This window comes from Serratia sp. 201 (assembly GCF_037027545.1).
In the GTDB taxonomy this organism is placed as follows: Bacteria; Pseudomonadota; Gammaproteobacteria; order Enterobacterales; family Enterobacteriaceae; genus Serratia; species Serratia bockelmannii.
The window spans coordinates 422,144-449,142 of the sequence record NZ_JAXCHC010000004.1; the positions used below are offsets into that span (position 1 = coordinate 422,144).

General features: G+C 60.5%; 23 protein-coding genes. 16 read left to right on the forward strand and 7 right to left on the reverse strand.

The features are described 5' to 3' along the window. The first annotated feature begins 3 nt into the window (after positions 1–3). Genes ileS through ispH form a run of 4 tightly spaced genes read left to right on the forward strand, consistent with a single transcriptional unit; the run spans position 4 to position 4,749 of the window. Entirely contained in the window at positions 4–2,820 is a 2,817-nt protein-coding gene (ileS, locus tag WA302_RS20790; RefSeq protein WP_025301523.1) for an isoleucine--tRNA ligase, read from the forward strand. A 13-nt stretch (positions 2,821–2,833) separates the two neighbouring features. Next, on the forward strand, positions 2,834–3,343 hold the full coding sequence (lspA, locus tag WA302_RS20795; protein ID WP_025301524.1) for a signal peptidase II: 510 nt from the start codon (positions 2,834–2,836) through the stop codon (positions 3,341–3,343). Position 3,344: 1 nt separating this feature from the next. Further along, complete coding sequence (gene fkpB / locus WA302_RS20800; RefSeq protein ID WP_038628869.1) at positions 3,345–3,815, forward strand: FKBP-type peptidyl-prolyl cis-trans isomerase; 471 nt, start codon at positions 3,345–3,347, stop codon at positions 3,813–3,815. Further along, a complete protein-coding gene (gene ispH, locus WA302_RS20805; RefSeq protein WP_025301526.1) occupies positions 3,796–4,749 on the forward strand; it encodes a 4-hydroxy-3-methylbut-2-enyl diphosphate reductase in 954 nt (317 codons plus the stop codon). The genes fkpB and ispH overlap by 20 nt, the downstream gene beginning before the upstream one ends. 272 nt (positions 4,750–5,021) lie before the next feature. On the opposite strand, the gene WA302_RS20810 is transcribed toward ispH, so the two are convergent. Beyond that, positions 5,022–5,948: a LysR family transcriptional regulator gene (locus WA302_RS20810; protein ID WP_025301527.1), complete on the reverse strand. Its 927-nt coding sequence runs from the start codon at positions 5,946–5,948 to the stop codon at positions 5,022–5,024. A gap of 191 nt (positions 5,949–6,139) precedes the next feature. Here WA302_RS20810 and pvcA point away from each other — a divergent pair, with 191 nt between their 5' ends. From pvcA to kefC, 8 genes are all read left to right on the forward strand, one after another. Further along, positions 6,140–7,105 (forward strand): L-tyrosine isonitrile synthase, encoded by a 966-nt coding sequence (pvcA, locus tag WA302_RS20815; RefSeq protein WP_025301528.1) that lies wholly within the window; start codon positions 6,140–6,142, stop codon positions 7,103–7,105. A gap of 95 nt (positions 7,106–7,200) precedes the next feature. Continuing rightward, entirely contained in the window at positions 7,201–8,064 is an 864-nt protein-coding gene (locus WA302_RS20820) for a TauD/TfdA dioxygenase family protein (RefSeq protein WP_025301529.1), read from the forward strand. A gap of 24 nt (positions 8,065–8,088) precedes the next feature. Then, a complete protein-coding gene (locus tag WA302_RS20825; RefSeq protein ID WP_025301530.1) occupies positions 8,089–9,348 on the forward strand; it encodes a glycosyltransferase in 1,260 nt (419 codons plus the stop codon). 263 nt (positions 9,349–9,611) lie between these two features. Further along, positions 9,612–10,433: a 4-hydroxy-tetrahydrodipicolinate reductase gene (dapB, locus tag WA302_RS20830; RefSeq protein ID WP_043135993.1), complete on the forward strand. Its 822-nt coding sequence runs from the start codon at positions 9,612–9,614 to the stop codon at positions 10,431–10,433. Positions 10,434–10,903: 470 nt separating this feature from the next. Then, positions 10,904–12,052 carry a glutamine-hydrolyzing carbamoyl-phosphate synthase small subunit gene (gene carA / locus WA302_RS20835; protein WP_071826157.1) on the forward strand — a complete coding sequence of 383 codons (1,149 nt, stop codon included), beginning with the start codon at positions 10,904–10,906 and terminating at the stop codon, positions 12,050–12,052. Positions 12,053–12,068: 16 nt separating this feature from the next. After that, entirely contained in the window at positions 12,069–15,293 is a 3,225-nt protein-coding gene (carB, locus tag WA302_RS20840) for a carbamoyl-phosphate synthase large subunit (RefSeq protein WP_142590890.1), read from the forward strand. Positions 15,294–15,463: 170 nt separating this feature from the next. Continuing rightward, positions 15,464–16,021 (forward strand): glutathione-regulated potassium-efflux system oxidoreductase KefF, encoded by a 558-nt coding sequence (gene kefF / locus WA302_RS20845; RefSeq protein WP_025301534.1) that lies wholly within the window; start codon positions 15,464–15,466, stop codon positions 16,019–16,021. After that, positions 16,014–17,867, forward strand: coding sequence for a glutathione-regulated potassium-efflux system protein KefC (kefC, locus tag WA302_RS20850; RefSeq protein ID WP_025301535.1), 1,854 nt, complete (start codon positions 16,014–16,016; stop codon positions 17,865–17,867). The genes kefF and kefC overlap by 8 nt, the downstream gene beginning before the upstream one ends. Before the next feature lie 36 nt (positions 17,868–17,903). Here the strand turns inward: kefC and WA302_RS20855 are convergent, their stop codons facing one another. Continuing rightward, entirely contained in the window at positions 17,904–18,518 is a 615-nt protein-coding gene (locus WA302_RS20855) for a LysE family translocator (RefSeq protein ID WP_025301536.1), read from the reverse strand. Positions 18,519–18,645: 127 nt separating this feature from the next. On the opposite strand from WA302_RS20855, the gene WA302_RS20860 reads away from it, so the two are divergent. The 4 genes from WA302_RS20860 (at position 18,646) to WA302_RS20875 (ending at position 22,603) form a co-directional block, all read left to right on the forward strand. After that, positions 18,646–19,446 (forward strand): threonine/serine ThrE exporter family protein, encoded by an 801-nt coding sequence (locus tag WA302_RS20860; protein WP_043135990.1) that lies wholly within the window; start codon positions 18,646–18,648, stop codon positions 19,444–19,446. Next, positions 19,443–19,907: a threonine/serine exporter gene (locus WA302_RS20865; RefSeq protein ID WP_015376621.1), complete on the forward strand. Its 465-nt coding sequence runs from the start codon at positions 19,443–19,445 to the stop codon at positions 19,905–19,907. The genes WA302_RS20860 and WA302_RS20865 overlap by 4 nt, the downstream gene beginning before the upstream one ends. A 143-nt stretch (positions 19,908–20,050) precedes the next feature. Next, the gene (folA, locus tag WA302_RS20870; RefSeq protein WP_025301539.1) at positions 20,051–20,533 is read left to right on the forward strand and encodes a type 3 dihydrofolate reductase; all 483 of its coding nucleotides are present in this window, start codon (positions 20,051–20,053) and stop codon (positions 20,531–20,533) included. 180 nt (positions 20,534–20,713) lie between these two features. Further along, on the forward strand, positions 20,714–22,603 hold the full coding sequence (locus tag WA302_RS20875) for a PhoX family protein (RefSeq protein WP_142590888.1): 1,890 nt from the start codon (positions 20,714–20,716) through the stop codon (positions 22,601–22,603). 50 nt (positions 22,604–22,653) lie between these two features. Here WA302_RS20875 and apaH read toward each other — a convergent pair whose 3' ends face one another. Genes apaH through surA form a run of 5 tightly spaced genes read right to left on the reverse strand, consistent with a single transcriptional unit; the run spans position 22,654 to position 26,989 of the window. Next, on the reverse strand, positions 22,654–23,505 hold the full coding sequence (gene apaH, locus WA302_RS20880) for a bis(5'-nucleosyl)-tetraphosphatase (symmetrical) ApaH (protein ID WP_043135986.1): 852 nt from the start codon (positions 23,503–23,505) through the stop codon (positions 22,654–22,656). 2 nt (positions 23,506–23,507) lie between these two features. Continuing rightward, on the reverse strand, positions 23,508–23,885 hold the full coding sequence (gene apaG / locus WA302_RS20885) for a Co2+/Mg2+ efflux protein ApaG (RefSeq protein ID WP_016929119.1): 378 nt from the start codon (positions 23,883–23,885) through the stop codon (positions 23,508–23,510). A 12-nt stretch (positions 23,886–23,897) separates the two neighbouring features. Continuing rightward, entirely contained in the window at positions 23,898–24,716 is an 819-nt protein-coding gene (rsmA, locus tag WA302_RS20890; protein WP_025301542.1) for a 16S rRNA (adenine(1518)-N(6)/adenine(1519)-N(6))-dimethyltransferase RsmA, read from the reverse strand. Beyond that, positions 24,709–25,710: a 4-hydroxythreonine-4-phosphate dehydrogenase PdxA gene (gene pdxA, locus WA302_RS20895; RefSeq protein WP_373276036.1), complete on the reverse strand. Its 1,002-nt coding sequence runs from the start codon at positions 25,708–25,710 to the stop codon at positions 24,709–24,711. Before pdxA ends, rsmA begins: the two co-directional genes overlap by 8 nt. Continuing rightward, on the reverse strand, positions 25,688–26,989 hold the full coding sequence (gene surA, locus WA302_RS20900) for a peptidylprolyl isomerase SurA (protein ID WP_025301544.1): 1,302 nt from the start codon (positions 26,987–26,989) through the stop codon (positions 25,688–25,690). Before surA ends, pdxA begins: the two co-directional genes overlap by 23 nt. Between the last annotated feature and the right edge of the window lie 10 nt (positions 26,990–26,999).

Consider the following 26,999-nt stretch of genomic DNA (forward strand, 5'->3'; position numbering starts at 1 on the left):
CTAATGAGTGACTACAAGAATACCCTGAACTTGCCGGAAACAGGGTTCCCGATGCGCGGCGATCTCGCCAAGCGCGAACCTGGCATGCTGCAACGTTGGTATGAACAGGATCTGTACGGGATTATTCGTACTGCCAAAAAGGGCAAAAAAACCTTCATTTTGCATGACGGCCCTCCGTATGCGAACGGCAGCATTCACATTGGTCACTCGGTTAACAAGATTCTCAAAGACATTATCATCAAGTCGAAAGGGATGGCCGGCTTCGACTCGCCTTATGTGCCGGGTTGGGATTGCCACGGCCTGCCGATCGAACTGAAGGTGGAACAGCTGTACGGCAAACCGGGCGAGAAGCTGACGGCGGCCGAGTTCCGCCAGAAGTGCCGCGAGTACGCGGCCGAGCAGGTTGAAGGTCAGAAGAAGGACTTCATCCGCCTGGGCGTGCTGGGCGACTGGGATCGTCCCTACCTGACCATGGATTTCAAAACCGAAGCCAACATTATCCGCGCGCTGGGCAAGATCATCAGCAACGGCCACCTGCTGAAAGGCGCCAAGCCGGTTCACTGGTGCACCGACTGCGGCTCATCGCTGGCGGAAGCGGAAGTGGAGTACTACGACAAGACTTCGCCGTCTATCGACGTGACCTTCCATGCGGCCGACGCGGCTGCCGTGGCGGCCAAGTTTGGCGTGAGCCACTTCAACGGCGCCATCTCGCTGGTTATCTGGACCACCACCCCGTGGACCCTGCCAGCCAACCGTGCGATCTCGCTGCATCCGGACTTCACCTATCAACTGGTGCAGGTTGACGGCCAGTGCCTGATCCTGGCGGCCGAACTGGTGGAAAGCGTGATGAAACGCGCCGGCATCACCGAGTGGACGGTGCTGGGCAGCTGCAAAGGCGCCGATCTGGAGCTGCTGCGCTTCAAACACCCGTTCATGGACTTCGACGTGCCGGCGATCCTCGGCGAGCACGTGACGCTGGACGCCGGTACCGGTGCGGTGCACACCGCGCCAGGCCACGGCCCGGACGACTTCGTGATCGGCCAGAAATACGGCCTGGAAGTGGCCAACCCGGTAGGGCCGAACGGCTGCTACCTGACCGGCACCTACCCGCTACTGGACGGCAAGTTTGTTTTCAAGGCTAACGATCTGATCGTCGATCTGCTGCGTGACAAAGGCGCGTTGCTGCACGTCGAGAAGTTCCTGCACAGCTATCCGTGCTGTTGGCGCCACAAGACGCCAATCATCTTCCGCGCCACGCCGCAATGGTTCATCAGCATGGATCAGAAAGGCCTGCGTCAGCAGTCGCTGGAAGAGATCAAGGGCGTGCAGTGGATCCCGGATTGGGGCCAGGCGCGCATCGAAATGATGGTGGCCAACCGCCCTGACTGGTGCATCTCGCGTCAGCGCACCTGGGGCGTACCGATGTCGCTGTTCGTGCACAAAGAGACCGAGCAACTGCACCCACGCACCGTTGAGCTGATGGAAGAAGTGGCCAAGCGCGTCGAGCAAGACGGCATTCAGGCCTGGTGGGATCTGGACGCGGCCGACATCCTCGGCGCGGAAGCCACCGACTACGTGAAAGTGCCGGATACGCTGGACGTGTGGTTCGATTCCGGTTCTACCCACGCCTCTGTTGTCGATGTGCGCCCTGAATTCAACGGCCACGGCGCCGACATGTATCTGGAAGGCTCCGACCAACACCGCGGCTGGTTCATGTCATCGCTGATGATCTCCACCGCGATGAAGGGCAAGGCGCCTTACAAGGAAGTGCTGACTCACGGCTTCACCGTCGACGGCCAGGGCCGCAAGATGTCCAAGTCGATCGGCAACACCGTCAGCCCGCAGGACGTGATGAACAAGCTCGGCGGCGACATTCTGCGTCTGTGGGTGGCGTCGACCGATTACACCGGCGAGATCGCGGTATCCGACGAGATCCTCAAGCGTTCCGCCGACTCTTACCGCCGCATCCGCAACACCGCGCGCTTCCTGCTGGCCAACCTGAACGGGTTCGAGCCGAGCACCGACTGCGTGGCGCCTGAAGACATGGTGGTGCTGGATCGCTGGGCGGTCGGCCGCGCGCTGGCGGCGCAGCAGGATATCGAACAGGCTTACGCCAACTACGATTTCCATGAAGTGGTGCAGCGTCTGATGCAGTTCTGTTCGGTCGAGATGGGCTCCTTCTACCTGGATATCATCAAGGATCGCCAGTACACCGCCAAGAGCGACAGCGTCGCCCGCCGCAGCTGCCAGACCGCGCTGTATCACATCGTGGAAGCGCTGGTGCGCTGGATGGCGCCGATCATGTCGTTCACCGCAGACGAGATCTGGGGTTTCATGCCGGGCAAACGCGCGCAGTACGTGTTCACCGAAGAGTGGTACGACGGCCTGTTCGGGTTGGCGGAAGGCGAGCCGATGAACGACGCTTTCTGGGCTGAGCTGCTGAAAGTGCGCGGCGAAGTGAACAAGGTGCTGGAGCAGGCGCGTGCCGACAAACGCCTCGGCGGTTCGCTGGAAGCGGCGGTGACGCTGTATGCCGACAGCGAGCTAGCGGCTCGCCTGAACAGCCTGCAGGATGAGCTGCGCTTCGTGCTGCTGACCTCTGCGGCAAGCGTTGCGCCATTGGCGGATGCGCCGGCCGACGCGCAGGCCTCCGAGCTGCTGAAAGGGCTGAAGATCGCCTTCAGCACGGCGCCGGGTGAGAAGTGCCCGCGCTGCTGGCATTACACCACCGATATCGGTCTGGTGGCGGAGCACGCAGACATCTGCGGCCGCTGTGTGAGCAACGTCGCCGGTGACGGCGAGAAGCGTAACTTTGCCTGAGAACTCGCGCCTGATGAGTAAACCAATTTGTTCGACCGGCCTGCGTTGGCTGTGGGTTGTAGTGGCGGTGCTGGCGCTGGATTTCGGCAGCAAGCAGTGGATCCTCGCTAACTTTACGCTGGGCCAGTCCCAGCCGTTGATCCCGTCGTTCAACCTGTTTTACGCGCGCAACTACGGCGCTGCGTTCAGCTTCCTGGCCGATCACGGCGGTTGGCAGCGCTGGTTCTTCGCCGGCATCGCCATCGCCATCGTCGCGGTGCTGCTGGTGATGATGTACCGCAGCGCGGCGCAGCAGAAGCTGAACAACATCGCCTACGCCTTCATCATCGGCGGGGCGTTGGGCAACCTGTTTGATCGCCTGTGGCACGGTTTTGTGGTCGATTTCATCGACTTCTACGTCGGTGACTGGCACTACCCGACCTTCAATCTGGCGGACAGCTTTATCTGCGTGGGTGCGGCGATGATCGTGCTGGAAGGTTTCCTGTCGCCGGCGAACAAAGGCGCAAAGAGTAAAGGTGAGTAACATGACGGCTCAGATTATCAGTGACAGCGCGGTGCTGGTTCACTTTACGCTGAAACTGGAAGACGGTTCGACCGCCGAATCTACCCGCAGCAGCGGCAAACCGGCGCTGTTCCGTCTGGGTGACGGCAGCCTGTCGGCGCCGCTGGAAGCGCAGCTGCTCGGCCTGCGAGCGGGCGACAAGTGTGCCTTTACCCTGCAGCCGGAAGCGGCGTTCGGCGCGGAGAACCCGGATCTGGTCCAGTTCTTCTCGCGCCGCGACTTCGCGGAAACCGGCGTGCCGGACGTGGGTACCATTATGCTGTTTACCGCCATCGACGGCAGCGAAATGCCGGGCGTGGTGCGCGCGGTGGCGGAGGATTCAATCACCGTCGATTTCAACCATCCGCTGGCGGGCCATCCGGTGACCTTCGACATTGAAGTGCTGGAGATCGATCCGCAGCAGGAGGAGACGCATGCAAATATTGCTGGCTAACCCGCGTGGCTTCTGCGCCGGGGTTGATCGTGCGATCAGCATCGTGGAACGTGCGCTGGAGCTGTATGGCGCGCCGATCTACGTACGGCATGAAGTGGTGCACAACCGCTACGTGGTTGACAGCCTGCGTGAGCGGGGCGCCGTGTTTATCGAAGAGATCGCCGAAGTGCCGGACGGTTCTATCCTGATCTTCTCGGCGCACGGCGTGTCTCAGGCGGTACGCGCCGAAGCCAAGGCGCGCGATCTGACCATGTTGTTCGATGCCACTTGCCCATTGGTGACCAAGGTGCATATGGAAGTGGCGCGCGCCAGCCGCCGCGGCACCGAAGCGATTCTGATTGGCCATGCCGGTCATCCGGAGGTGGAAGGCACCATGGGCCAGTACAGCAACCCGAAGGGCGGCATGTACCTGGTCGAATCGCCGGAAGACGTGTGGAAGCTGCAGGTGAAAGACGAAAGCAATCTGTGCTTCATGACGCAGACCACGCTGTCGGTTGATGATACCTCGGACGTGATTGACGCGCTGCGTCAGCGCTTCCCGAGTATTATCGGTCCGCGTAAGGATGACATTTGCTACGCCACCACTAACCGTCAGGAAGCGGTGCGTAACCTGGCCGGCGATGCGGATGTGGTGCTGGTGGTGGGGTCAAAGAACTCTTCCAACTCTAACCGTCTGGCTGAACTGGCGCAGCGCGTGGGCAAACCGGCTTATCTGATCGATTCGGCGGCGGATATTCAGGAGAGCTGGCTGAGCGAAGCGCGCAATATCGGCGTTACCGCCGGCGCCTCGGCACCGGACGTGCTGGTGCAGGAGGTGATCTCTCGCCTGAAAGCGCTGGGCGGCCTGGACGTGCATGAAATCAGCGGGCGTGAAGAGAACATCGTGTTTGAAGTGCCTAAAGAGCTGCGGGTGGACGTTCGTCAGATTGACTGACATGCGCCGGCGGATGACAGCGGGGAGCTTAGGCTTCCCGTTTTTTTTGGAATCGTGCCGCGTTAAAAATAACATGCCATGCATATTCAAATTTTCTGCTAACTAAAGTCAAATTTATTCTGAGTATTTGAAATAACGTCGATGTAATTAATTATAAAGGCTGGCGAAAAGTCGTTAATCAGAATATCATTAGGCTGCAATCTAAATGAGGCCCGGTGTTGGCAAAGTGATTACAATAATTACAATAATGGACGTTGCAGATGTTTCTTATTTTATTCCTGTCGAATATGTTCTACGGCTGTTAATCCCTTCTCCTGCAAATAGAGTTTCATATGTTCCAGCAACCGTCTGACTTTTAATGGCTGGATCTCCCTGCGCGGCATAATGGCATAGCAATTAATTTCCGGTAACCGCCAATCAGGTAATATTTCAATCAGCTCACCGCTGCGCAATTCACGTTCAACGTTGGCGAAGAAATTGCGAATGATACCCTTGCCGGTCAGCGCCAACTCCTTCATCGCCATACCGCTGTTGGTGAACAAACGCCCCGTCATACGCATGCGGTGTTCGCCGCCGTCGCGATGGATAAGACGGACAAACTGCGGGTTGCCGAGCGGTGTAAAGGTGACCCAGTGGTGATGGCTCAGCGCCTGCGGTGAATCCGGCACGCCGTGGTGTGCCAGGTAGGCCGGTGAGGCGCATAACACTTCACGGCAGCGCGCCAGCCGCGTGGAAACGTAGCTGGAGTCGGCCAGCACGCCGCCACGTATCGCCAGATCGATGCGTTGCGTGATGAGGTCTATCTTCTCATCGTGGATTTCCAGTCGCAGCGTAAGCTGCGGGTGTTCATCGAGGAAGCTTTGCAGCGCCGGCACCAGATAGTGGGTGGCGAATTCAGTGGAGGTGGCGACACGCAGTTCACCGACCAGCTCGCCACGCAGCGCGGCGATCCGTTGTTGGCCACGTTCGGCTGCGTGGATCATCAGCAGGCAATCTTCATAAAAACACAATCCTGCTTCGGTCAGACTCAATGAACGCGTCGATCGCAACAGTAATTGAATGCCCAGATGTTCCTCCAGCTGGCGAATATGTTGGCTGACGGCGGAGGTCGTCATGCCCAATTCTTTTGCCGCCATGCTGAATGCGCCGCAATCGACCACTTTTGAGAAAATGGCCATGCGTTTTAAAATATTGCTCATAGTTTGTTAAGCACAACTTAACCAAGATTGTGAATTATACGGGCTAATAATATAGCACCATCTCTTCTATATTGCCTGAAGCATATAAACGCCGGGCTGATTATTATTTTGCAGAGATTTTTTCTCTTTTTGATAAATCTTATTGCGCTTATCAATAATACACCCGCGCCACATCGCAACAGGAGCTCATTGTGGACAGCGCTCAGAAAGAAGAAATATCGTTAAAGATCCTACGTGAATTATTGCAATACCGCCGCCGTTTCCCCGGCGACGACACCTCGATCGCCGAAGAAGAACGGCGGGTCACTCAGGTGCAATTGCCGCGCATTCGGGCATTCATCGAAAACGAGCAACGTATCGAATTCGTGCTACCGGCCTTCCCGACCAAGTCGCCCAACACCAACAAGGTGATCGGTGCGGTGCCGGACATGGCGGAGCGGCTGTCGCTGATCTTCCTCAACTCGCTGTGCCAGCGCATTCAGCTCTATTACCCGCCGGGGGCGCATATCGTTATCTGCTCCGACGGTCACGTGTTCGGCGATCTGATCCGCGTCAGCGACGACGCGATCAACCACTATCAGCGCGAGATTGAAAGCCTGCTGCATGAAGTGGGCGCGACATACCTGAGCGTGTTCAACCTCGGCGATGTCAAAGGCCTGGCGGAGCATACCGATGATTATGATCTGCTGCGCCGATTGTTGGTGGAGGGCTATGCCGAATCGGAAGAGGCGATCAAACAGCAACTGATGCAGGACGAACAGGGCCTCTTGCTGTACCGAGCCATCACGCGCTTCCTGTATGAAGACAGCCAACTGCCGGGCTACAGCGGTTCCAACGCCGCGCTGCAGAAAGACGCCAAACAGCGCGCTTGCGGCGTGATCCAGCGCAGCTGGGCCTGGGGCAATCTGCTGGCGCAGCACTTCCCGGCGGCGATCCGTCTGTCGATTCACCCGCAGCCGGTCGACAGTCTGAAAATGGGTATCCACATGATGCCGACCAAAGACGACTGGCTGACGCCGTGGCACGGCGTGGCAGCCAACGTGAACGGCCAGTTCGTGCTGATGAAACGTAAAGACGCGCAGAGCCTGGACGGCGAGCTGGTAGAGATCCGCGGCACGCCGAGCCATTACCTGATCGAACAACCGCAGATGGCCTGAGGCCGCTGCATGCTTTTGCGCCCGAAATCCTGACGGGCGCGTTTTTGACGGCACGTTGCCGTGTGAGCAGCACATTCGATGCAAGGAGAATACTGATGAACAACCAACCGCTTAATTGCCATATCCAACCGAATACCCCGTTCGGCGCGATCCTGACGCCGCAGCATCCGGGGCAAAAGATCGGCGAGCTACCGGTGGCGGCGCTGCGAGCGCTGGCGCAGGAGCACCACTTGCTGGTGCTGCGCGGATTCGACTCCGGTTTCAGCGATGGGGAGGTTCTGACGCGCTACGCCGAGCAGTGGGGCGAGATCATGATGTGGCCGTTCGGCGCGGTGCTGGACGTGAAGGAACATCCTGACGCCAAGGATCATATTTTCGACAGCAGCTACGTCCCGCTGCATTGGGATGGTATGTATAAGCCGACCATCCCCGAGTTCCAGCTGTTCCACTGCGTGGCGGCGCCGTCGCAGGACGAAGGCGGGTGCACTACCTTCGTCGATACCACGCGGCTGCTGGCCAATGCGGACGAAACGTTGCTGGATCAGTGGCTGTCGGTGTCGATCACCTACCGCATCAAGCAGGTGGTGCATTACGGCGGAGAAGTCTGTTCGCCGTTGGTGGTGCAGCACCCGAACGGCAGGGGCTTGATCATGCGCTACAATGAACCGCCGACGGAGGGGAAAAAATTCCTCAACCAGCATGCGCTGGAATATCACGGCGTGCCGGAACAACAGCAGGAACAGTTCCATCACACTCTGCAGCAGCACCTGTACGATCCGCGTCACTATTATGCCCATCAGTGGCAACAGGGCGACGTGGTGGTGGCGGACAACTTCTCGCTGCTGCACGGCCGTGAGGGCTTTACCGCTCGTTCCGCGCGTCATTTGCAGCGCGTGCATATTCAGAGCAACCCGGTGTGCGCCAATCTGGCGCTGAAGCCGGCCAACGCAGAAGCGTAAAGGAGCATTATGGCAAGGATACTGATGGCGGCGGTCGCCACTCCGGGGCACGTCTACCCGATGTTGGCCATCGCTCGCCACCTGGTTGCCCAAGGGCATCAGGTGCGGGTGATGACCGGCGCGCTGTTCCGCGAACGCGCCGAAGCGGCTGGGGCGAGCTTCGTGCCGTTCGACGCGCAGGTGGATTTCGACTATCGCCACCTGGAGGAGCATTTCCCCGAGCGCGCCGCGCTGCCGCCGGGCAATGCGCAGATGGCGCTGGCGCTGAAAGATTTCTTCGCCGCGCCGATCCCACTGTTGGATCGTCAGCTGCGTGCGGCCATCGCCGCCGAAAAGACCGATCTGCTGATGGTGGAGAACTGCTTCTACGGCGTGCTGCCGCTGCTGCAGTCCGCCGAACGGCCGCCGGTCTTCGGGATCGGCGTCACGCCGCTGTCGTATTCTTCGCGCGACGCCATTTTCTATGGCCCGCGCATCCCGCCGGCGCTGCTGCCGCGGGCGCTGACCCGCGAGCAATTGGTGGATGAAGCGACGCGGGTGTTGCTTGATGAGGTGCAGCAAAGCTTTGATGCCGCGCTGGTGCAAGCGGGCGGGCGGCCGCTGAATCGCCCGTTTACCGATGCGCTGATCGGCGGCTGCGAGCGTTTCCTGCAGTTGGCCACCACGGCGCTGGAATATGAGCGCGACGACCTGCCGAGCGGTGTGCGCTTCGTCGGGCCGCTGCGCAGCGGTGGTCAACCGGCCGCGGAAGAGGCGCTGTGGGAGGAGGACGATCGTCGGCCGCTGGTGATCGTGTCTCAGGGCACGCTGGCCAATGTCGATCTGCATCAGCTGATCGTGCCGACGCTGCAGGCGCTGGCGCATCTGCCGGTGCGGGTGTTGGCCACCACCGGCGGGCGAGCGACCGAAGGGCTGATGGACGCGTTGCCGGACAACGCCCGAGTGCGGGCGTTCATCTCCTTCGAACACTGGTTACCGCAGGCGGCGCTGCTGATCACCAACGGCGGTTACGGCTCGATCAACTATGCGCTGGACAGCGGCGTGCCGCTGATTGTCGCCGGCACCGGCGAGGACAAGCTGGAGGCTGCCGCGCGCGTGGTGGCCGCCGGCTGCGGCATCAGTCTGCACACCAGCACGCCGAGCGCAGAACAGATCCTGGCGGCGGCGTCGCGTATTCTGCAGCAGCCGATCTATCGGCAACGCGCAGCGCTGGTGCGTGAGGACTATGCCCGCCACGATGCGCTCACGGCGATCGCCAACGAAGTGGCCGCCATTACCGCCTGACCTCGCAGTGTTCCTTTCCCCAGGCGCCGTTTTCGGCGCCTTTTTTCTGCATTTTCTTGCCATGGAAACTGCATGATTATGTACAATCGTCGCAGGCCGCCAAATCGGTTGAATGTTAATCTCACGACAGCGCCGCTGATGAAAGCGGGGGAATATCATAATTTTCTAATTATGAAATGAATCCTCTGGCGACGCTGAAGTGGGACGGTTACCCTGAATCGATAGCCTAATGGGATAGGCGTCAAAACAAGAAGAGAGCAAGCATGAGTGATTCACAAATCCGCATTGCGATTGCGGGCGCCGGCGGCCGGATGGGCCGTCAGTTGATCCAGGCGGTGCAGCAGGCGGAAGGCGTGGTGTTGGGAGCGGCGCTGTCGCGCCCGGGTTCAAGCCTGATCGGCGTCGACGCCGGCGAGCTGGCGGGCATCGGCGCGCTGGGCGTCAAGGTGAGCGACAGTCTGGATAACGTGGCGAGCGAGTTCGACATTCTGATCGACTTCACCCGCCCTGAAAGCACCCTGGGCTACCTGGAATTTTGCATGGCGCACCATAAGGCGATGGTGATTGGTACCACCGGCTTTGATGACGCCGGCAAGCAGGCGATCCGCGATGCGGCGCAGCATATCGGCATCGTGTTCGCCGCCAACTTCAGCGTCGGCGTCAACCTGGTGCTGAAACTGCTTGAGAAGGCCGCGCAGGTGATGGGCGACTATACCGATATCGAAATCGTTGAGGCGCACCATCGCCACAAAGTGGATGCGCCGTCGGGCACGGCGTTGGCCATGGGCGAAGCGATCGCCGGCGCGCTGGGGCGCGATCTGAAAAGCTGTGCGGTCTATGCGCGCGAAGGCCATACCGGCGAACGCGATCCGAAAAGCATCGGCTTTGCCACCATTCGCGCCGGCGACATCGTCGGCGAGCACACCGCGATGTTCGCCGACATCGGTGAACGGGTGGAAATCACCCATAAGGCCTCAAGCCGTATGACTTTTGCCAGCGGCGCGGTGCGCGCGGCTTCCTGGTTGCATAACCGGGATAAAGGCCTGTTTGATATGCGCGATGTGCTAAGTTTGGACCAGATATAACTAAATTGAATACCATCGTGATGTGGTTGTGTTGATCATAATGATATGATAATAGGGCAATAATTTTGTTGTCCTTTTTTTTAACATGATAAATATTATGTTTTGTTGACTTTGTCATTGAAGTGGTTGTTTTTGTGTGTTTATCCTGCTGATTACCTCCGTTTTTTCCGCTGACAGTTTTTTTAGCGTCTTTTTCGTCCCATTCTGGCCGCGTTTTCCGTCATTCTTCCCCGCAACCGTTTCCTAGCCCCGGTTTTCTGTGTTTTTATCGCCGCTCACGCCGCATGAGCGCCGAGAACTGCAAAAATAAAACAAAAAATGGCAGTTTGGGTAGACAAGCCAGGCACTCATCATTAAAATGCGCCCAATTTGCCAAAAATTGGCCTCGCGGACGGTTTTTGCATTGATTTAGATCGCGATATCTGAATTAATATGCAAATATTGTGATTGATTATTCCTCGGAGGATGTTTTGATAAAGTCAGCGCTATTGGTTCTGGAAGACGGAACCCAATTCCACGGTCGGGCCATCGGGGCAGAGGGAACGGCAGTGGGGGAAGTGGTCTTCAATACGTCGATGACCGGTTATCAAGAAATCCTCACTGATCCTTCCTATTCCCGCCAGATCGTTACTCTTACTTATCCTCATATCGGCAATGTCGGCACCAATGCTTCCGACGAAGAATCCTCCGCAGTACACGCCCAAGGCCTCGTCATTCGTGACCTCCCGCTGATCGCCAGCAACTACCGCAGTGAAGAAAGCCTGTCCGACTACCTCAAGCGTCACAACATCGTGGCGATCGCCGATATCGATACCCGTAAATTGACCCGCCTGCTGCGCGAAAAAGGTGCCCAGAACGGCTGCATCGTTGCCGCCGATTCGCCGGACGCCGCGCTGGCCCTGGCCAAGGCGCAAGGCTTCCCGGGGTTGAAGGGCATGGATTTGGCGAAAGAGGTCACCACTCAAGAGGCCTACAGCTGGCAGCAAGGCAGCTGGACGCTTGAAGGCGATCTGCCGGAAGCCAAAACCGCCGCGGAACTGCCGTTCCACGTGGTGGCTTACGACTACGGCGCCAAGCGCAACATCTTGCGCATGCTGGTGGATCGCGGCTGCCGCCTGACCGTGGTGCCGGCGCAGACCCCAGCCGACGAAGTGCTGAAAATGAATCCGGACGGCATCTTCCTGTCCAACGGCCCGGGCGACCCGGAGCCGTGCGACTACGCCATCGCCGCCATCAAACAGTTCCTGGAAACCGACATTCCGGTGTTCGGCATCTGCCTGGGCCACCAGCTGCTGGCGCTGGCCAGCGGGGCGAAAACCATGAAGATGAAGCTCGGCCACCACGGCGGCAACCACCCGGTGAAGGATCTGGACAACAACACGGTGATGATCACCGCGCAGAACCACGGCTTTGCGGTAGATGAAAACAACCTGCCGGCGAATCTGCGCGTGACGCACAAATCGCTGTTCGACCACACGGTGCAGGGCATTCACCGCACCGACAAGGCGGCGTTCAGCTTCCAGGGGCACCCGGAAGCCAGCCCAGGCCCGCACGACGCCGCGCCGCTGTTCGATCACTTTATCGAACTGATTGAGACTTACCGTTCTAACGCCAAATAATCAGGAGCAGTAAAAAATGCCAAAACGTACAGACATAAAAAGCATCCTGATCCTCGGCGCGGGTCCGATCGTTATCGGCCAGGCGTGTGAGTTCGACTACTCGGGCGCCCAGGCGTGTAAAGCGCTGCGCGAAGAGGGCTACCGCGTCATTCTGGTCAACTCCAACCCGGCGACCATCATGACCGACCCGGAGATGGCCGACGCGACCTACATTGAGCCGATCCACTGGGAAGTGGTGCGCAAGATCATTGAAAAAGAGCGCCCGGATGCGGTGCTGCCGACCATGGGCGGCCAGACGGCGCTGAACTGCGCGCTGGAGCTGGAGCGTCAGGGCGTGCTGGCCGAGTTCGGCGTCACCATGATCGGCGCGACCGCCGATGCCATCGACAAGGCCGAAGACCGCCGCCGTTTCGACGTGGCGATGAAGAAAATCGGTTTGGATACCGCGCGTTCCGGCATCGCGCACACCATGGAAGAAGCGCTGGCGGTAGCCGCTGACGTCGGCTTCCCGTGCATTATCCGTCCTTCCTTTACTATGGGCGGCACCGGCGGCGGCATCGCCTACAACCGCGAAGAGTTCGAAGAGATCTGCGAACGCGGTCTGGACCTGTCGCCGACCAACGAGCTGCTGATCGACGAATCGCTGATCGGTTGGAAAGAGTACGAGATGGAAGTGGTGCGTGATAAGAACGACAACTGCATCATCGTTTGCTCCATCGAAAACTTCGACGCCATGGGCATCCACACCGGCGACTCGATCACCGTTGCGCCGGCCCAGACCCTGACCGACAAGGAATACCAAATCATGCGCAACGCCTCGATGGCGGTGCTGCGTGAGATCGGCGTTGAAACCGGCGGCTCCAACGTGCAGTTCTCGGTTAACCCGAAAACCGGCCGCCTGATCGTCATCGAGATGAACCCGCGCGTGTCGCGCTCTTCGGCGCTGGCGTCGAAAGCCACTGGCTTCCCGATCGCCAAGATCGCCGCCAAACTGGCGGTGGGCTATACCCTCGATGAGCTGATGAACGACATCACCGGCGGCCGCACTCCGGCGTCGTTCGAGCCGTCCATCGACTACGTCGTGACCAAGATCCCGCGCTTCAACTTCGAGAAGTTCGCCGGCGCCAACGATCGCCTGACTACCCAGATGAAGTCGGTCGGCGAAGTGATGGCCATCGGCCGCACTCAGCAGGAGTCGCTGCAGAAAGCGCTGCGCGGTCTGGAAGTGGGCGCCACCGGCTTCGATCCGAAAGTGAGCCTGGACGATCCGGAAGCGCTGACCAAAATCCGCCGCGAGCTGAAAGACGCCGGTTCCGACCGCATCTGGTACATCGCCGACGCCTTCCGCGCCGGTCTGTCGGTCGACGGCGTCTTCAACCTGACCAACGTCGATCGCTGGTTCCTGGTGCAGATTGAAGAGCTGGTGCGCCTGGAAGAGCAGGTAGCCGAAGCGGGCATCAATGGCCTGGACAAAGACTTCCTGCGCACGTTGAAGCGCAAGGGCTTCGCCGATGCGCGTCTGGCCAAGCTAGCCGGTGTCGCCGAGAGCGAAATTCGCAAGCTGCGTCACAGCCACGGTCTGCATCCGGTGTACAAGCGCGTGGATACCTGCGCGGCGGAATTCGCCACCGACACCGCCTACATGTACTCCACCTATGAAGAAGAGTGCGAGTCCAACCCGACCAACGACCGGCCGAAAGTGATGGTGCTGGGCGGCGGGCCGAACCGTATCGGCCAGGGCATCGAGTTCGACTACTGCTGCGTGCACGCCTCGCTGGCGCTGCGCGAAGACGGTTACGAGACCATCATGGTCAACTGCAACCCGGAAACCGTCTCTACCGACTACGACACCTCCGACCGCCTGTACTTTGAGCCGGTAACGCTGGAAGACGTGCTGGAAATCGTGCGTATCGAGAAGCCGAAAGGCGTTATCGTGCAGTACGGCGGCCAGACCCCGCTGAAGCTGGCGCGCGAGCTGGAAGCTGCAGGCGTGCCGATCATCGGTACCAGCCCGGATGCCATCGACCGTGCCGAAGACCGCGAGCGCTTCCAGCAGGCGGTCAACCGCCTGGGCCTGAAGCAGCCGGCCAACGCCACCGTCACCGCCATCGAGCAGGCGGTAGAGAAGGCGGCGGGCATCGGCTATCCGCTGGTGGTGCGTCCTTCCTACGTGCTGGGCGGTCGGGCGATGGAAATCGTCTATGACGAAATCGACCTGCGCCGCTACTTCCAGACCGCGGTCAGCGTGTCCAACGATGCACCGGTGTTGCTGGACCGCTTCCTGGACGACGCGGTGGAAGTGGACGTCGATGCTATCTGCGACGGCGAGCGCGTGCTGATTGGCGGCATCATGGAGCACATCGAGCAGGCGGGCGTGCACTCCGGCGACTCCGCGTGTTCGCTGCCGGCGTACACCCTGAGCCAGGAAATTCAGGACGTGATGCGTCGTCAGGTGGAAAAACTGGCGTTCGAGCTGCAGGTGCGCGGCCTGATGAACGTGCAGTTCGCGGTGAAAGACAACGAAGTCTACCTGATTGAAGTCAACCCGCGCGCCGCGCGTACCGTGCCGTTCGTGTCCAAAGCGACCGGCGTGCCGCTGGCCAAAGTGGCCGCGCGCGTGATGGCGGGCAAAACGCTGGTTGAGCAGGGCGTGACCGAAGAAATTATCCCGCCGTACTACTCGGTGAAAGAAGTGGTGCTGCCGTTCAACAAATTCCCGGGCGTCGACCCGATTCTGGGGCCGGAAATGCGCTCTACCGGGGAAGTGATGGGCGTAGGCCGCACCTTCGCGGAAGCCTTCTCCAAAGCGATGCTGGGCAGCAACTCGGGCATGAAGAAGCAGGGCCGCGCGCTGCTGTCGGTGCGCGAAGGCGATAAAGCCCGCGTGGTCGATTTGGCCGCCAGCCTGCTGAAGCAGGGCTTCGAGTTGGATGCCACCCACGGCACCGCGGTGGTGCTGGGCGAAGCGGGCATCAACCCGCGCCTGGTCAACAAGGTGCACGAAGGGCGTCCGCACATTCAAGACCGTATCAAGAACGGCGAGTACACCTACATCGTCAACACCACGGCAGGCCGCCAGGCGATTGAGGACTCCAAGCTGATTCGCCGCAGCGCCCTGCAGTACAAGGTGCACTACGACACCACGCTGAACGGCGGCTTTGCCACCGCGATGGCGCTGAAAGCGGATCCGACCGAGCAGGTGACTTCGGTGCAGGAAATGCACGCGCGTATCGGCAAGTAACCGCGCGAGAACGTTATGCCAGGGCGCTGCAGATGCAGCGCCTTTTTTTATTCAGCGAATTTGTCGGCTGGCGTTAAAAATTTCCGCTATCAATCAGTGGGCAAACTGTCACTCTGTGTGATTGGTATATGCTTGGTGTATTGGCAAGAAACGAAGGAACGACGATAACAATGATTCTGATAATTTATGCTCACCCGTATCCCCGGCATTCGCATGCCAATCAGCGCCTGCTGCAGGCGGTGAGGGATCTCCCCGAGGTAGAGGTGCGCTCGCTGTATGAGCTGTACCCCGATTTCAATATCGATATCAACGCCGAGCAACAGGCGCTGGAGCGCGCCGACCTGGTGGTGCTGCAGCATCCGATGCAGTGGTACAGCTTCCCGCCGCTGTTGAAGCTGTGGATCGACAAAGTGCTGGAGCACGGCTGGGCCTACGGCCACGACGGCAATGCGCTGGTGGGTAAAGACTGCCTGTGGGCAGTGACCAGCGGCGGCGACGAGCACCACTTCGAGCTGGGCGACTTTCCTAACTTCGCTACGCTGGCGCAGCCGCTGCAGGCTACGGCGATCTATTGCGGCATGAACTGGCAACCTTATTTCGCCGTGCACAACACCTTTACCTGCAACGAGCCGGCGCTGCTCGCCGCCGGCGAAGCCTACCGCCAGCGGTTGGTTGACTACCTGATGGAACATGCCGAAGCGGAAACCCGGGAGGCCAGCCATGGATAACCATCACATGATGATCGAGGGACTGATCTACCTCGGCTCCGCGGCGCTGTTCGTGCCGATCGCGGTGCGACTGGGGCTGGGCTCGGTGCTTGGCTACCTGATCGCCGGCTGTATTATCGGCCCCTGGGGGCTGAAGCTGGTGTCGGATGCCGAGTCGATCCTGACCTTCGCCGAGATCGGCGTGGTGCTGATGCTGTTTATCATCGGCCTGGAGCTGGATCCCAAGCGGCTGTGGACGCTGCGCGCCTCGGTGTTCGGCGGCGGCAGCATCCAAATGGTGGGCTGTGGCCTGGCGCTGAGCGCCTTCTGTTACTTCCTCGGCCTCAACTGGAAGGTGGCGCTGCTGATCGGTTTGACGCTGGCGCTTTCATCTACCGCCATCGCCATGCAGGCGATGAGCGAACGTAATTTGACGCCGTCGCCAATCGGCCGCAGCGCGTTTGCGGTGCTGCTGTTCCAGGATATCGCGGCGATCCCGCTAGTGGCGATGATCCCGCTGCTCGCCAGCAGCGGCGCCACCACCACGCTGGGCGCTTTCGTACTGTCGGCGGCCAAGGTGGTGGGCGCGTTGACGATGGTGGTGCTGCTCGGCCGCTACGTCACCCGCCCGCTGCTGCACTTCGTCGCCCGTTCGGGCATGCGCGAGGTGTTCAGCGCCGTGGCGCTGTTCCTGGTGTTCGGTTTTGGCATCCTGCTGGAGATGGCCGGACTGTCGATGGCGATGGGGGCGTTCCTCGCCGGGGTACTGCTGGCGAGCTCGGAATACCGTCACGCGCTGGAGAGCGATATTCAGCCGTTCAAGGGGTTGCTGCTGGGGCTGTTCTTTATCGGCGTTGGCATGTCGATTGACTTCGGCACCCTGTTCCATCACCCGCTGCTGATCGCCTCGCTGCTGCTGGGCTTTATGTTGATCAAGGCGGCGCTGCTGTGGCTGATTGGGCCGCTGCTCGGGGTGCCGAAGCGCCAGCGCGGCCTGTTCGCCATTCTGCTGGGCCAGGGCAGTGAGTTTGCCTTTGTGATTTTCAGCGCCGCGCAGCTGGCCGGCGTATTGCCGGTCGAATGGGCCAAATCGCTGACGCTGGCGGTAGCGCTGTCGATGGCGGCCACGCCGCTGTTGTTGGTGATCGCCGCGCAGCTGGAAAAAAATGCGCCGAAAGAGGAGCGCCCGGCTGACGTCATCGACGACGAGAATGCCAGCGTGATCATTGCCGGCTTCGGCCGTTTCGGCCAGATCGCCGGCCGTTTGCTGTTGGCCAACGGCGTGCACACCGTGGTACTGGATCACGATCCGGACCATATTGAAACGCTGCGCAAATTCGACACCAAGGTGTTTTACGGCGACGCCACGCGGGCCGATCTGCTGGAGGCCGCCGGCGCCGCTCACGCCAAGGTGCTGATCAACGCCATCGACGATGTGGAAGACAGCCTGGCGTTAACCGAGCTGGCCAGGCAGCACTTCCCGCATCTGAAGGTGGTGGCGCGGGCGCGCGACGTCGATCATTGGTATCAGCTGCGGCAGCTAGGGGTGGAAAAACCGGAGCGCGAAACTTTCGAAAGCTCGCTGCGCATCGGCCGTGAAACGCTGGAACTGCTGGGGCTGGACGCCTATGAGGCGCGCGAGAAGGCGGACACGTTCCGCCGCTATAACCTGAAGATGCTGGAAGACACGCTGGAGAATTATCAGGATACTGAATTCCGTATCGCCAGCCTGCAGCGAGCCAAGGAGATGCTCAGTGCGGCCATCGAGCAGGATCAGAATCGGCTGTCGCGGGTGCAGCAGACCGGCTGGCGCGGCAGTATCGACGGCAAGGCGCCGGAAGATGAGGTGGTGGAAGCCAAAGGATAACAGCAGGGGCGCCGTAATGGCGCCCCGTTTTTTTGCTTAGCTCAACGCGACCTTGATCCCTAAGGCGATCAGCATGCCACCCAGCAATTTGTCGACGACCTTCTGCGTCTTTTCCAGCCCGCGGCGCACCGGCCCGCTTTGGATCAGGAACACCAGCAGCGGCCACCAGATGACCGACAGGCCGAGAATAATCCCCGCGTACCACAGCTTGTCGCCCAGGCCGGAATCGATCTGCAGCACCTGGGTAAATACCGCCAGGAAGAACAGGGTGGCTTTCGGGTTCAGCAGGTTGCACAGGTAGCCTTGCGCAAAGGCGCTCTTCAGGCTGACCTGCTGCTGCGGCAGATTGCTGACGTTCATTTTGCCGCCGCCGCGCGACAGCAGCGCCTGGATGCCGATCCACACCAGATAGACCGCCCCGGCGTATTTCAGCAGGTTAAACAGCCACGGCGTGGTGGTGATCACCACCGCCAGCCCGGCGACGCAGTAGGACATGTGGGTGGCGACACCGCATATCACGCCGAATGCGGTCATCATGGCGGCTAGCCGAGGATAGCGGGCGGCGTTTTTGATCACCAGGAAAAAATCCGGGCCGGGGGAGAGCATGCCGAGGGCGGCAATGCCGGCGACGAACAGCGAAGTTTCAAGCATGGGAGCGTCTCGCGCAAAAGACAGAGTTCTGGCGATAATAACGCCGCTTCCTCTGATGCGCATCAACCCAATGAGGTATTGTTAGGCTCTATGATAATAATTCATCTACCGCCAGCGACGGAGCACCATGCAGCAGACTACCGCCACAGAGAGGCCGGAGCCGCACCGGCAACAGCGTGAAATTACCCGCTTGTGCATTCAATGCGCGCTGCTGCTGTTGCAGCACGGCGCCGAGAGCACGGTGGTGGAACAGCTGTCGACCCGCCTGGGGTTGGCGCTGGGGATGGACAGCGTGGAAAGTTCAATCTCCGCCAATGCGGTGGTGTTGACCACCCTCAGCCACGGCGCCTGCCTGACCACCACCCGCAAGAATGTCGATCGCGGCATCAATATGCAGGTGGTGACCGAAGTGCAGCATATCGTGATCCTCGCCGAGCATCGCCTGGCGGATGCGCACGACGTGGCGCGTCGCTTTGAAAGGATCCGGCCGCTGCGCTACCCGCGCTGGCTGGTGGTGCTGATGGTGGGCCTGTCCTGTGGATGTTTCAGCATGCTTAACGGCGGCGGCGGCGACGCCTTTTTGGTGACCTTTATCGCCAGCGGCGCGGCGATGCTGGTGCGCCAGATCCTCACCGCCCGCCAGATGAATCCGCTGATCAATTTTTGCCTGACGGCGTTTGTCGCTACGTCGATATCTGGGCTGCTGCTGCGCCTACCGGTGTTTAAAGAGACCTCGAGCGTGGCGATGGCCGCCAGCGTGCTGTTGCTGGTGCCGGGCTTCCCGCTGATCAACGCAGTGGCCGATATGTTTAAGGGGCACGTCAACACCGGGCTGGCGCGCTGGGCGATGGCCAGCCTGCTGACGCTGGCCACCTGCATCGGGGTGGTGATGGCGATGTCGCTGTGGGATCTGCGGGGGTGGTCATGAATCTGCTGTGGGCATTGTTGCAGGAGATGCTGTTGGCGGCGGTACCGGCGCTGGGCTTCGCCATGGTGTTCAACGTACCGTTGCGTGCGCTGCGCTATTGCGCGTTGCTCGGGGCAATCGGGCGCGGCTCGCGCATGTTGATGATGCACGCTGGCATGAATATCGAGTGGGCGTCGCTGCTGGCGGCGATCCTGATCGGTATCATCGGCATCTACTGGTCGCGCTGGCTGTTGGCGCATCCGAAGGTGTTCACCGTGGCGGCGGTGATCCCGATGTTCCCCGGCATTTCCGCCTATACCGCGATGATAACTGTGGTAGAGATCTCGCATCTTGGCTACAGCGAAGCCTTGATGGAGACCATGATCACCAATTTCCTCAAGGCCAGTTTCATTGTAGGCGCGTTGTCGATCGGCCTGTCGTTACCGGGCCTGTGGCTGTATCGCAAACGCCCCGGCGTGTGAAATTTCCCGGCGGGCGATCGTTGGTTATTAGATATGCTGATAAGAGCTATCTTATATATTCATCTTGCTTGATTAGCCTATCGACGGCACTCAGGCCTTTACGTATAGTGTCACCAATTTTGCTGCCTACACAGGGTTAAACAATGATTATCAGCCTGATCGCTGCCTTGGCGGCGGATCGCGTTATTGGCATGGAAAACGCCATGCCGTGGCACCTGCCGGCGGACCTGGCGTGGTTTAAACGCAACACGTTGAATAAGCCGGTTATTATGGGCCGCAAGACCTTCGAGTCCATCGGCCGCCCGCTGCCGGGCCGCCACAATATCGTTTTGAGCAGCCGCCCAGGTAATGCCGCCGGGGTGACCTGGGTGACCTCGCTGGATGAGGCGCTGGCCGCCGCGGGTGAGGTGGAAGAAGTGATGGTGATCGGCGGTGGGCGCATCTATACCCAGCTGCTGCCGCGCGCCGATCGCCTGTACCTGACGCACATCGACGCCGAAGTCGGCGGCGATACTCACTTCCCGGATTACGAGCCGGACGAGTGGGAAACCACGTTCAGCGAATTCCACGACGCCGACGAGCTGAATTCGCACAGCTACTGCTTCGAAATCCTGCAGCGCCGCTGATTTCAGCGCGTTAGCCAGCTATCCCCGGGGGCGCAAGCAATTGCGCCCCCGGTCTTTTTGCGCCGGTCATTCGTAACCTTTCCGTCACATTACCTGATTAGTATGAAGCCCAACTCCGAGCGCCACGGCAACTCTGGTGAATCTTGACCGCGGCGCCATAACTAAAAAGGTAACCACGTTATGACCAAGCAAATTGAGCAATTAGACGCCGACCGCCTGATCGATCCCACTCGCCGCAAGCTGCTGCTCGGCAGCGCCGGCGCCGTCGGCCTGGCCGGTTTTCTCGGCGGCGGCATCTGGTCGGTCTCCGCCGAGGCGTTAGCCGAGGATCTGCCGCCGAACACGCTGCTGGGTTTCCGGGGCATCGCCGCGTCTACCGCCGATGAAGTGACGATAGCGCCAGGCTACCGCGCCGAGGTGCTGATCTCCTGGGGCGAGCCGCTGGTGGACGGCGCGCCGGCCTTCGATCCGCAGGGCAACAACAGCGCCGCCGATCAGGAAAAACAGTTTGGCGACAACAACGATGGCATGAGCTTCTTCCCTATCGATGACAATCACGGCGTGATGGCCATCAATAACGAATACGTTAACGAGCAGTACCTGTTCGCCCACGGCGGCGCCAAGGCCACCAGCCTGGAAGAGGTGCGCAAATCGCAGGCGGCGCACGGCGTCTCCATTGTCGCGGTCAAGCGGGTCGGCGACGGCCAGCGCTGGGCGGTGGAGCGCCCGTCGCGCTATAACCGCCGCATCACCGCCAACAGCGAGATGCAATTCAGCGGCCCGGCCGCCGGACATCCGCTGTTGCAGACCGCCGCCGATCCGAGCGGCCGCAAGGTGCTGGGCACGTTCGGCAATTGCGCCAACGGCAAGACGCCGTGGGGCACCTACCTGACCTGCGAGGAAAACTTCGACACCTATTTCGGCACCCGTCAGGCCGATTATCGAACCACGCCGGAACAGAAGCGCTACACGCTGAAGGTCAACGAACCGGAGCGCAACTGGCCGGACTATGACGAGCGCTTCGATGTGGCGAAGAACCCCAACGAATTCAACCGCCACGGCTGGATCGTCGAGATCGATCCGTTGAATCCGACCTCGACGCCCATCAAGCACACCGCGCTCGGCCGCTTCAAACATGAAAACGCGGCGGTGACCGTGGCCAAAGACGGCCGTCTGGTGGTGTATATGGGCGACGACGAGCGCGGTGAACATATCTATAAGTACGTTTCCAAAGGCGTGGTCGACGCCGCCAATCCGGCCAACAATCGCACGCTGCTGGACGAGGGAACGCTGTACGTGGCGCAGTTCGACGGCGACGAAGCCGGCACGCCGCTGAAGGGCAAAGGGCGCTGGATTGCGCTCGAGTTCGGCAAGAACGGCCTGACGCCGGAGAACGGCTTCCGCGACGAGGCCGAAGTGCTGATCTTCGCCCGCAAGGCGGCGCAGCAGGTCGGCGCCACCAAGATGGATCGCCCTGAGTGGATCGCGGTCAACCCGCATGACGGACGCGCGTACTGCACGCTGACCAACAACAGCAAGCGCGGCGAGGAAGGGATGCCGTTGAACGCCGCCAACCCGCGACCGAACAATATCTACGGCCAAATCATTCGCTGGGACGAGGGCGGCGACGCCACCGCCGACGTCTTCGCCTGGGACATCTATGCGTTGTGCGGCAACCCGATCGCCCACCCCGAAGGCGTCAACCGCGGCACGCCGAATATCACGGCGGAAAATACCTTCAACAGCCCGGACGGGCTGGGCTTCGATCGCGCCGGCCGCCTGTGGATCCTCACCGACGGCAAGTACAGCAACAAGGGCGATTACGTCGGGCAGGGCAACAACCAGATGCTGGTGGGCGATCCGGTCAGCGGCGAGATCCGCCGTTTCATGGTGGGGCCAAAGTCCTGCGAACTGACCGGCATCACCTTCACCCCGGACTACAAGACGATGTTCGTCAACGTACAGCATCCGGGAGAAGAGGGCGATTCGCACTTCCCGAACAACAGCCCGTGCCCGCGTTCATCGGTGTTGATGATCACGCGTGAAGATGGCGGAGTGATTGGAGCGTAAGGCGGCAATCAATACAGAACAAAGGCGGCCACCGGGCCGCCTTTATCGTTTCAGGATGCGGCTAATCTGCCGGCGTGGTCAGGCGCTTCGCCGCGATTGGCGGGTTGCGTGAAGTAACGGCGGTCTTCCCAGCGCAGCATCGTCAGATCGCCGCCCCAGCAGCAGCCGGTATCCAGCCCGATCACGCCCTCCGGCGTACCCTTGCCTTCCAGCGAGGCCCAGTGGCCGAAGATGATGGTGTATTCCGGATCCACCAGGCGCGGCAGCTCGAACCACGGTTTCAGCGGCGCCGGCGCGCTGCCCGGCGCATCTTTGCAGATCATGTCGAGCTGGCCGTTGGGGAAGCAGTAGCGCATGCGCGTCAGCGCATTGGTGCTGAAACGCAGGCGCGCCAGGCCGCTCAGCTCCGGCGCCCAGTTGTTCGGCATGTCGCCGTACATGGCGTCGAGGAACAGCGGATAGCTGTCGCTGCTCAATACCGCCTCCACTTCGCGTGCGCACATTTTCGCGGTGTCGATGTCCCACTGCGGGGTGATGCCGGCGTGGGCCATCACCAGCTTTTGCTCATCATCCACCTGCAGCACCGGTTGGCGGCGCAGCCAATTGATCAGTTCGTCGGCGTCCGGCGCTTCCAGCAGCGGCGTGATGCGATCTTTGGGTTTGTTGCGGCTAATGCCGGCGTAAACCGCCAGCAGGTGCAGATCGTGGTTGCCCAGCACCATGCGCACCGCCGGGCCGAGCGAGCGCACATAGCGCAGCACGTCCAGCGAGGCGGGGCCGCGCGCCACCAGATCGCCGGTCAGCCACAGTTGATCGCGCTCGGGATCGAAAGCAGCCTGAGCCAGCAGCGACTTCAGTTCATCGAAACAGCCGTGAACGTCGCCGATAAGGTATGTCGACATAGTTAATGGATCAGCGTTGGAATGGCTAAGCGGAACACGGGAATAGCGGTGCGGAACGGCTGACCCTGATGGTCCACCATTTCGTAATGGCCTTCCATGGTGCCCAGCGGCGTTTCCAGAATGGCGCCGCTAGTGTACTGAAACTCGCCACCGGGCGGAATGACGGGCTGTTCGCCGATCACGCCTTCGCCCTGGACTTCGGTCTGACGGCCGTTGCTGTTGGTGATCAGCCAGTAACGGCCCAACAGTTGCACGTCGGTCCGCCCCAGATTGCGGATGGTGATGGTATAGGCGAAGACGTAACGCTCTTCTTCAGGGATCGACTGTGATTCCACATAGATGCTCTGAACCTGAATACACACGCGGGGCGAATCAATCATGACAACAACTCCTTATTGCTGCGGCGCCGGATTGGCTGACAGCCAGTTCGCCAGCTTGCAGTACTGCGCCACAGAAATATTTTCTGCTCTGAGCGAAGGATCGACGCCCAGCTCCGTCAGCTGCTCCGGCGTGAACAGGTCGCCCAGGCTATTGCGGATGGTTTTCCGCCGCTGGTTGAATGCCTGCGTGGTGATGCGGCTCAGCATGCGCACGTCGCCCACCGGGTTCGGCAGCTCGGTGTGCGGCACCAGACGCACCACGGCGGAATCGACCTTCGGCGGCGGCGCGAACGCGGTCGGCGGCACTTCCAGCACCGGAATGACGTTGCAGTAGTACTGCGCCATCACGGTCAAACGCCCGTAGGCCTTGCTGTTCGGGCCGGCCACCAGACGGTTGACCACCTCTTTTTGCAACATAAAGTGCATGTCGCGGATTGCCTGAGTATAGCTGAAAAGGTGGAACATCAGCGGCGTCGAAATATTGTACGGCAGGTTACCAAATACGCGCAGCGGTTGGCCAGCTTCCTCGGCCAGTTCGGCGAAATTCACCGTCATGGCGTCCTGCTGGTGGATGGTCAGCTTGTCTTTCAGGCGCGGGTGGTTCTCCAGCCGGGTGGCCAGATCGCGGTCCAGTTCGATCACCGTCATGCGGTCCATGCGTGCGCCGACCGGCTCGGTCAACGCGCCGAGGCCGGGGCCGATCTCAACCACCGCTTCGCCCGGCTGTGGGTGAATGGCGGAGACAATGCTATCGATGACAAACTGATCGGTTAAAAAGTTTTGTCCAAAGCGTTTGCGGGCAAAGTGCCCTTGGTGGACTCTGTTATTCATTACAATTAATTATCATTTTAATGGCGAGATTCAGGGCCGTTTGGAAACTGCCGACATCGGCGGTGCCGGTGCCGGCCAGTTCCAGAGCGGTACCGTGGTCGACCGAGGTGCGTATGAAAGGCAAACCGAGGGTGATATTCACCGCGCGGCCGAACCCTTGGTATTTTAGCACCGGCAGCCCCTGATCGTGATACATCGCCAGCACCGCATCGGCATCTTGCAGATATTTGGGCTGGAACAGGGTGTCCGCCGGCAGCGGGCCGACAAGATGGATGCCGTCAGCGCGCAGCGCGTCGAGCGCCGGGATGATGGTATCTATCTCTTCGTGCCCCATATGGCCGCCTTCCCCGGCGTGGGGATTCAGACCGCAAACGTAAATGTGCGGCTGGGCGATGCCAAATTTGGTTTTCAGATCGTGGTCGAGGATGCGGATGACTTCGAACAGGCTCTGCTGCGTGATGGCGCCCGGCACCGCCAGCAGCGGCAGGTGGGTGGTCGCCAGCGCCACGCGCAGCTCTTCGGTCGCGAGCATCATCACCACGCGATCGCAGCGGCTGCGATCGGCAAAGAATTCGGTATGGCCGATAAACGGCACGCCGGCGTCGTTGATCACGCCCTTGTTCACCGGGCCGGTGATCAGCGCCGCGAACTCGCCGTTCAGGCAGCCGTCGCAGGCGCGCGCCAGGGTTTCCACCACGTAGGCGCTGTTGCCGACGTTCAACTCACCGGCGGTAACCGGGTGAGCGAGCGGGACCGGTAGCACGGTCAGCGTGCCGGCGCGTTGCGCTTCGGCCGGTTGCTGCGGCTGGTAGTCGCGCAGCGTCAGCGGCAGGCCCATACGCTTGGCGCGTTCAAGCAGCAGGGCCGGATCGGCGCACACCACCAGCTCAACAGGCCAATCCTGTTGCGCCAGCGCGGCTACCAAATCCGGCCCCACCCCGGCGGGTTCGCCGGGGGTAATGACGACGCGTTTATTGCTGTGCATCGCTGCCATCGAGGATCTTCACGTAAGCCTGGGCGCGCTGTTCCTGCATCCAGGTCTGCGCTTCTTCAGCGAACTTACGGTTGAACAGCATACGGTAAGCACGGTCTTTTTGCGCAGCGTCGGTCTTATCCACCTGACGGGTATCCAGCAGCTGGATCAGGTGCCAACCGAAGGAGGAGTGGACCGGCGCGCTGATTTCACCCTTGCTCAGCTTTAGCAACGCATCGCGGAAGGCCGGATCGTAGATGTCCGGGGAAGCCCAGCCCAGATCGCCGCCTTGCATCGCAGAACCCGGATCTTGCGACAGCTGTTTGGCTTCGTCGGCAAACTTGGCGCGGCCGCTCTTGATCGCTTCCGCCACGGATTGCAGTTTGGCGCGAGCCTGGTCGTCGGTCAGCACCACTGAAGGTTTCAGCAGGATGTGACGGGCGTGCACTTCGGTGACCGACACCGACTGGCTGGCGCCGCGAATGTCGTTCACTTTCAGGATGTGGAAGCCGACGCCGGAACGGATTGGGCCGACGACGTCGCCTTTCTTGGCGCTCACCAGACGTTCCGCGAACAGGGTCGGGATTTCTTGCAGTTTGCCCCAGCCCATGTTGCCACCTTTCAGCGCCTGAGAGTCGGCGGAGTAGGTGATCGCCAGCTTGCCGAAGTCGGCGCCGCTGTTGATCTCACCCACCAGACGTTTGGCCAGCTCTTCGGCTTTGTCGACCTGCTGCTGCGACGGGTTTTCCGGCAGCGGGATCAGGATGTGGCTGATGTTCATTTCGGTGTCGCTGCCGTTCTGTGCGCCCACCTGTTTGGCCAGTGCGTCCACTTCCTGTGGCAGGATGGTGACGCGGCGGCGCACTTCGTTGTTACGCACTTCGGAGATCAGCATCTCTTTGCGGATCTGCGCGCGGTAGGTGTTGTAGTTCAACCCTTCGTACGACAGGCGGCTGCGCAGCTGATCGACGCTCATCTTGTTTTGCGCGGCGATGTTGGCGATCGCCTTGTCCAGATCGGCATCGGACACGGTGATGCCCATTTTCTTGGCCATCTGCAGCTGGATGTTATCCATGATCAGGCGTTCGATGATCTGATGGCGCAGCGTCTTGTCGTCCGGCAGTTGCTGGCCGGCCTGCTGGGCGTTGAGCTTGACTGACTGCAACAGACCGTTGACGTCGCTTTCGAGTACCACGCCGTTATCCACGACGGCGGCGACTTTATCCACTTCTTGGGGTGCTGCGAACGCGGCATTGGCGCAAACCACCAATCCGAGAATAAGCGTTCTCCAGTTCTTCATACATTTCCCA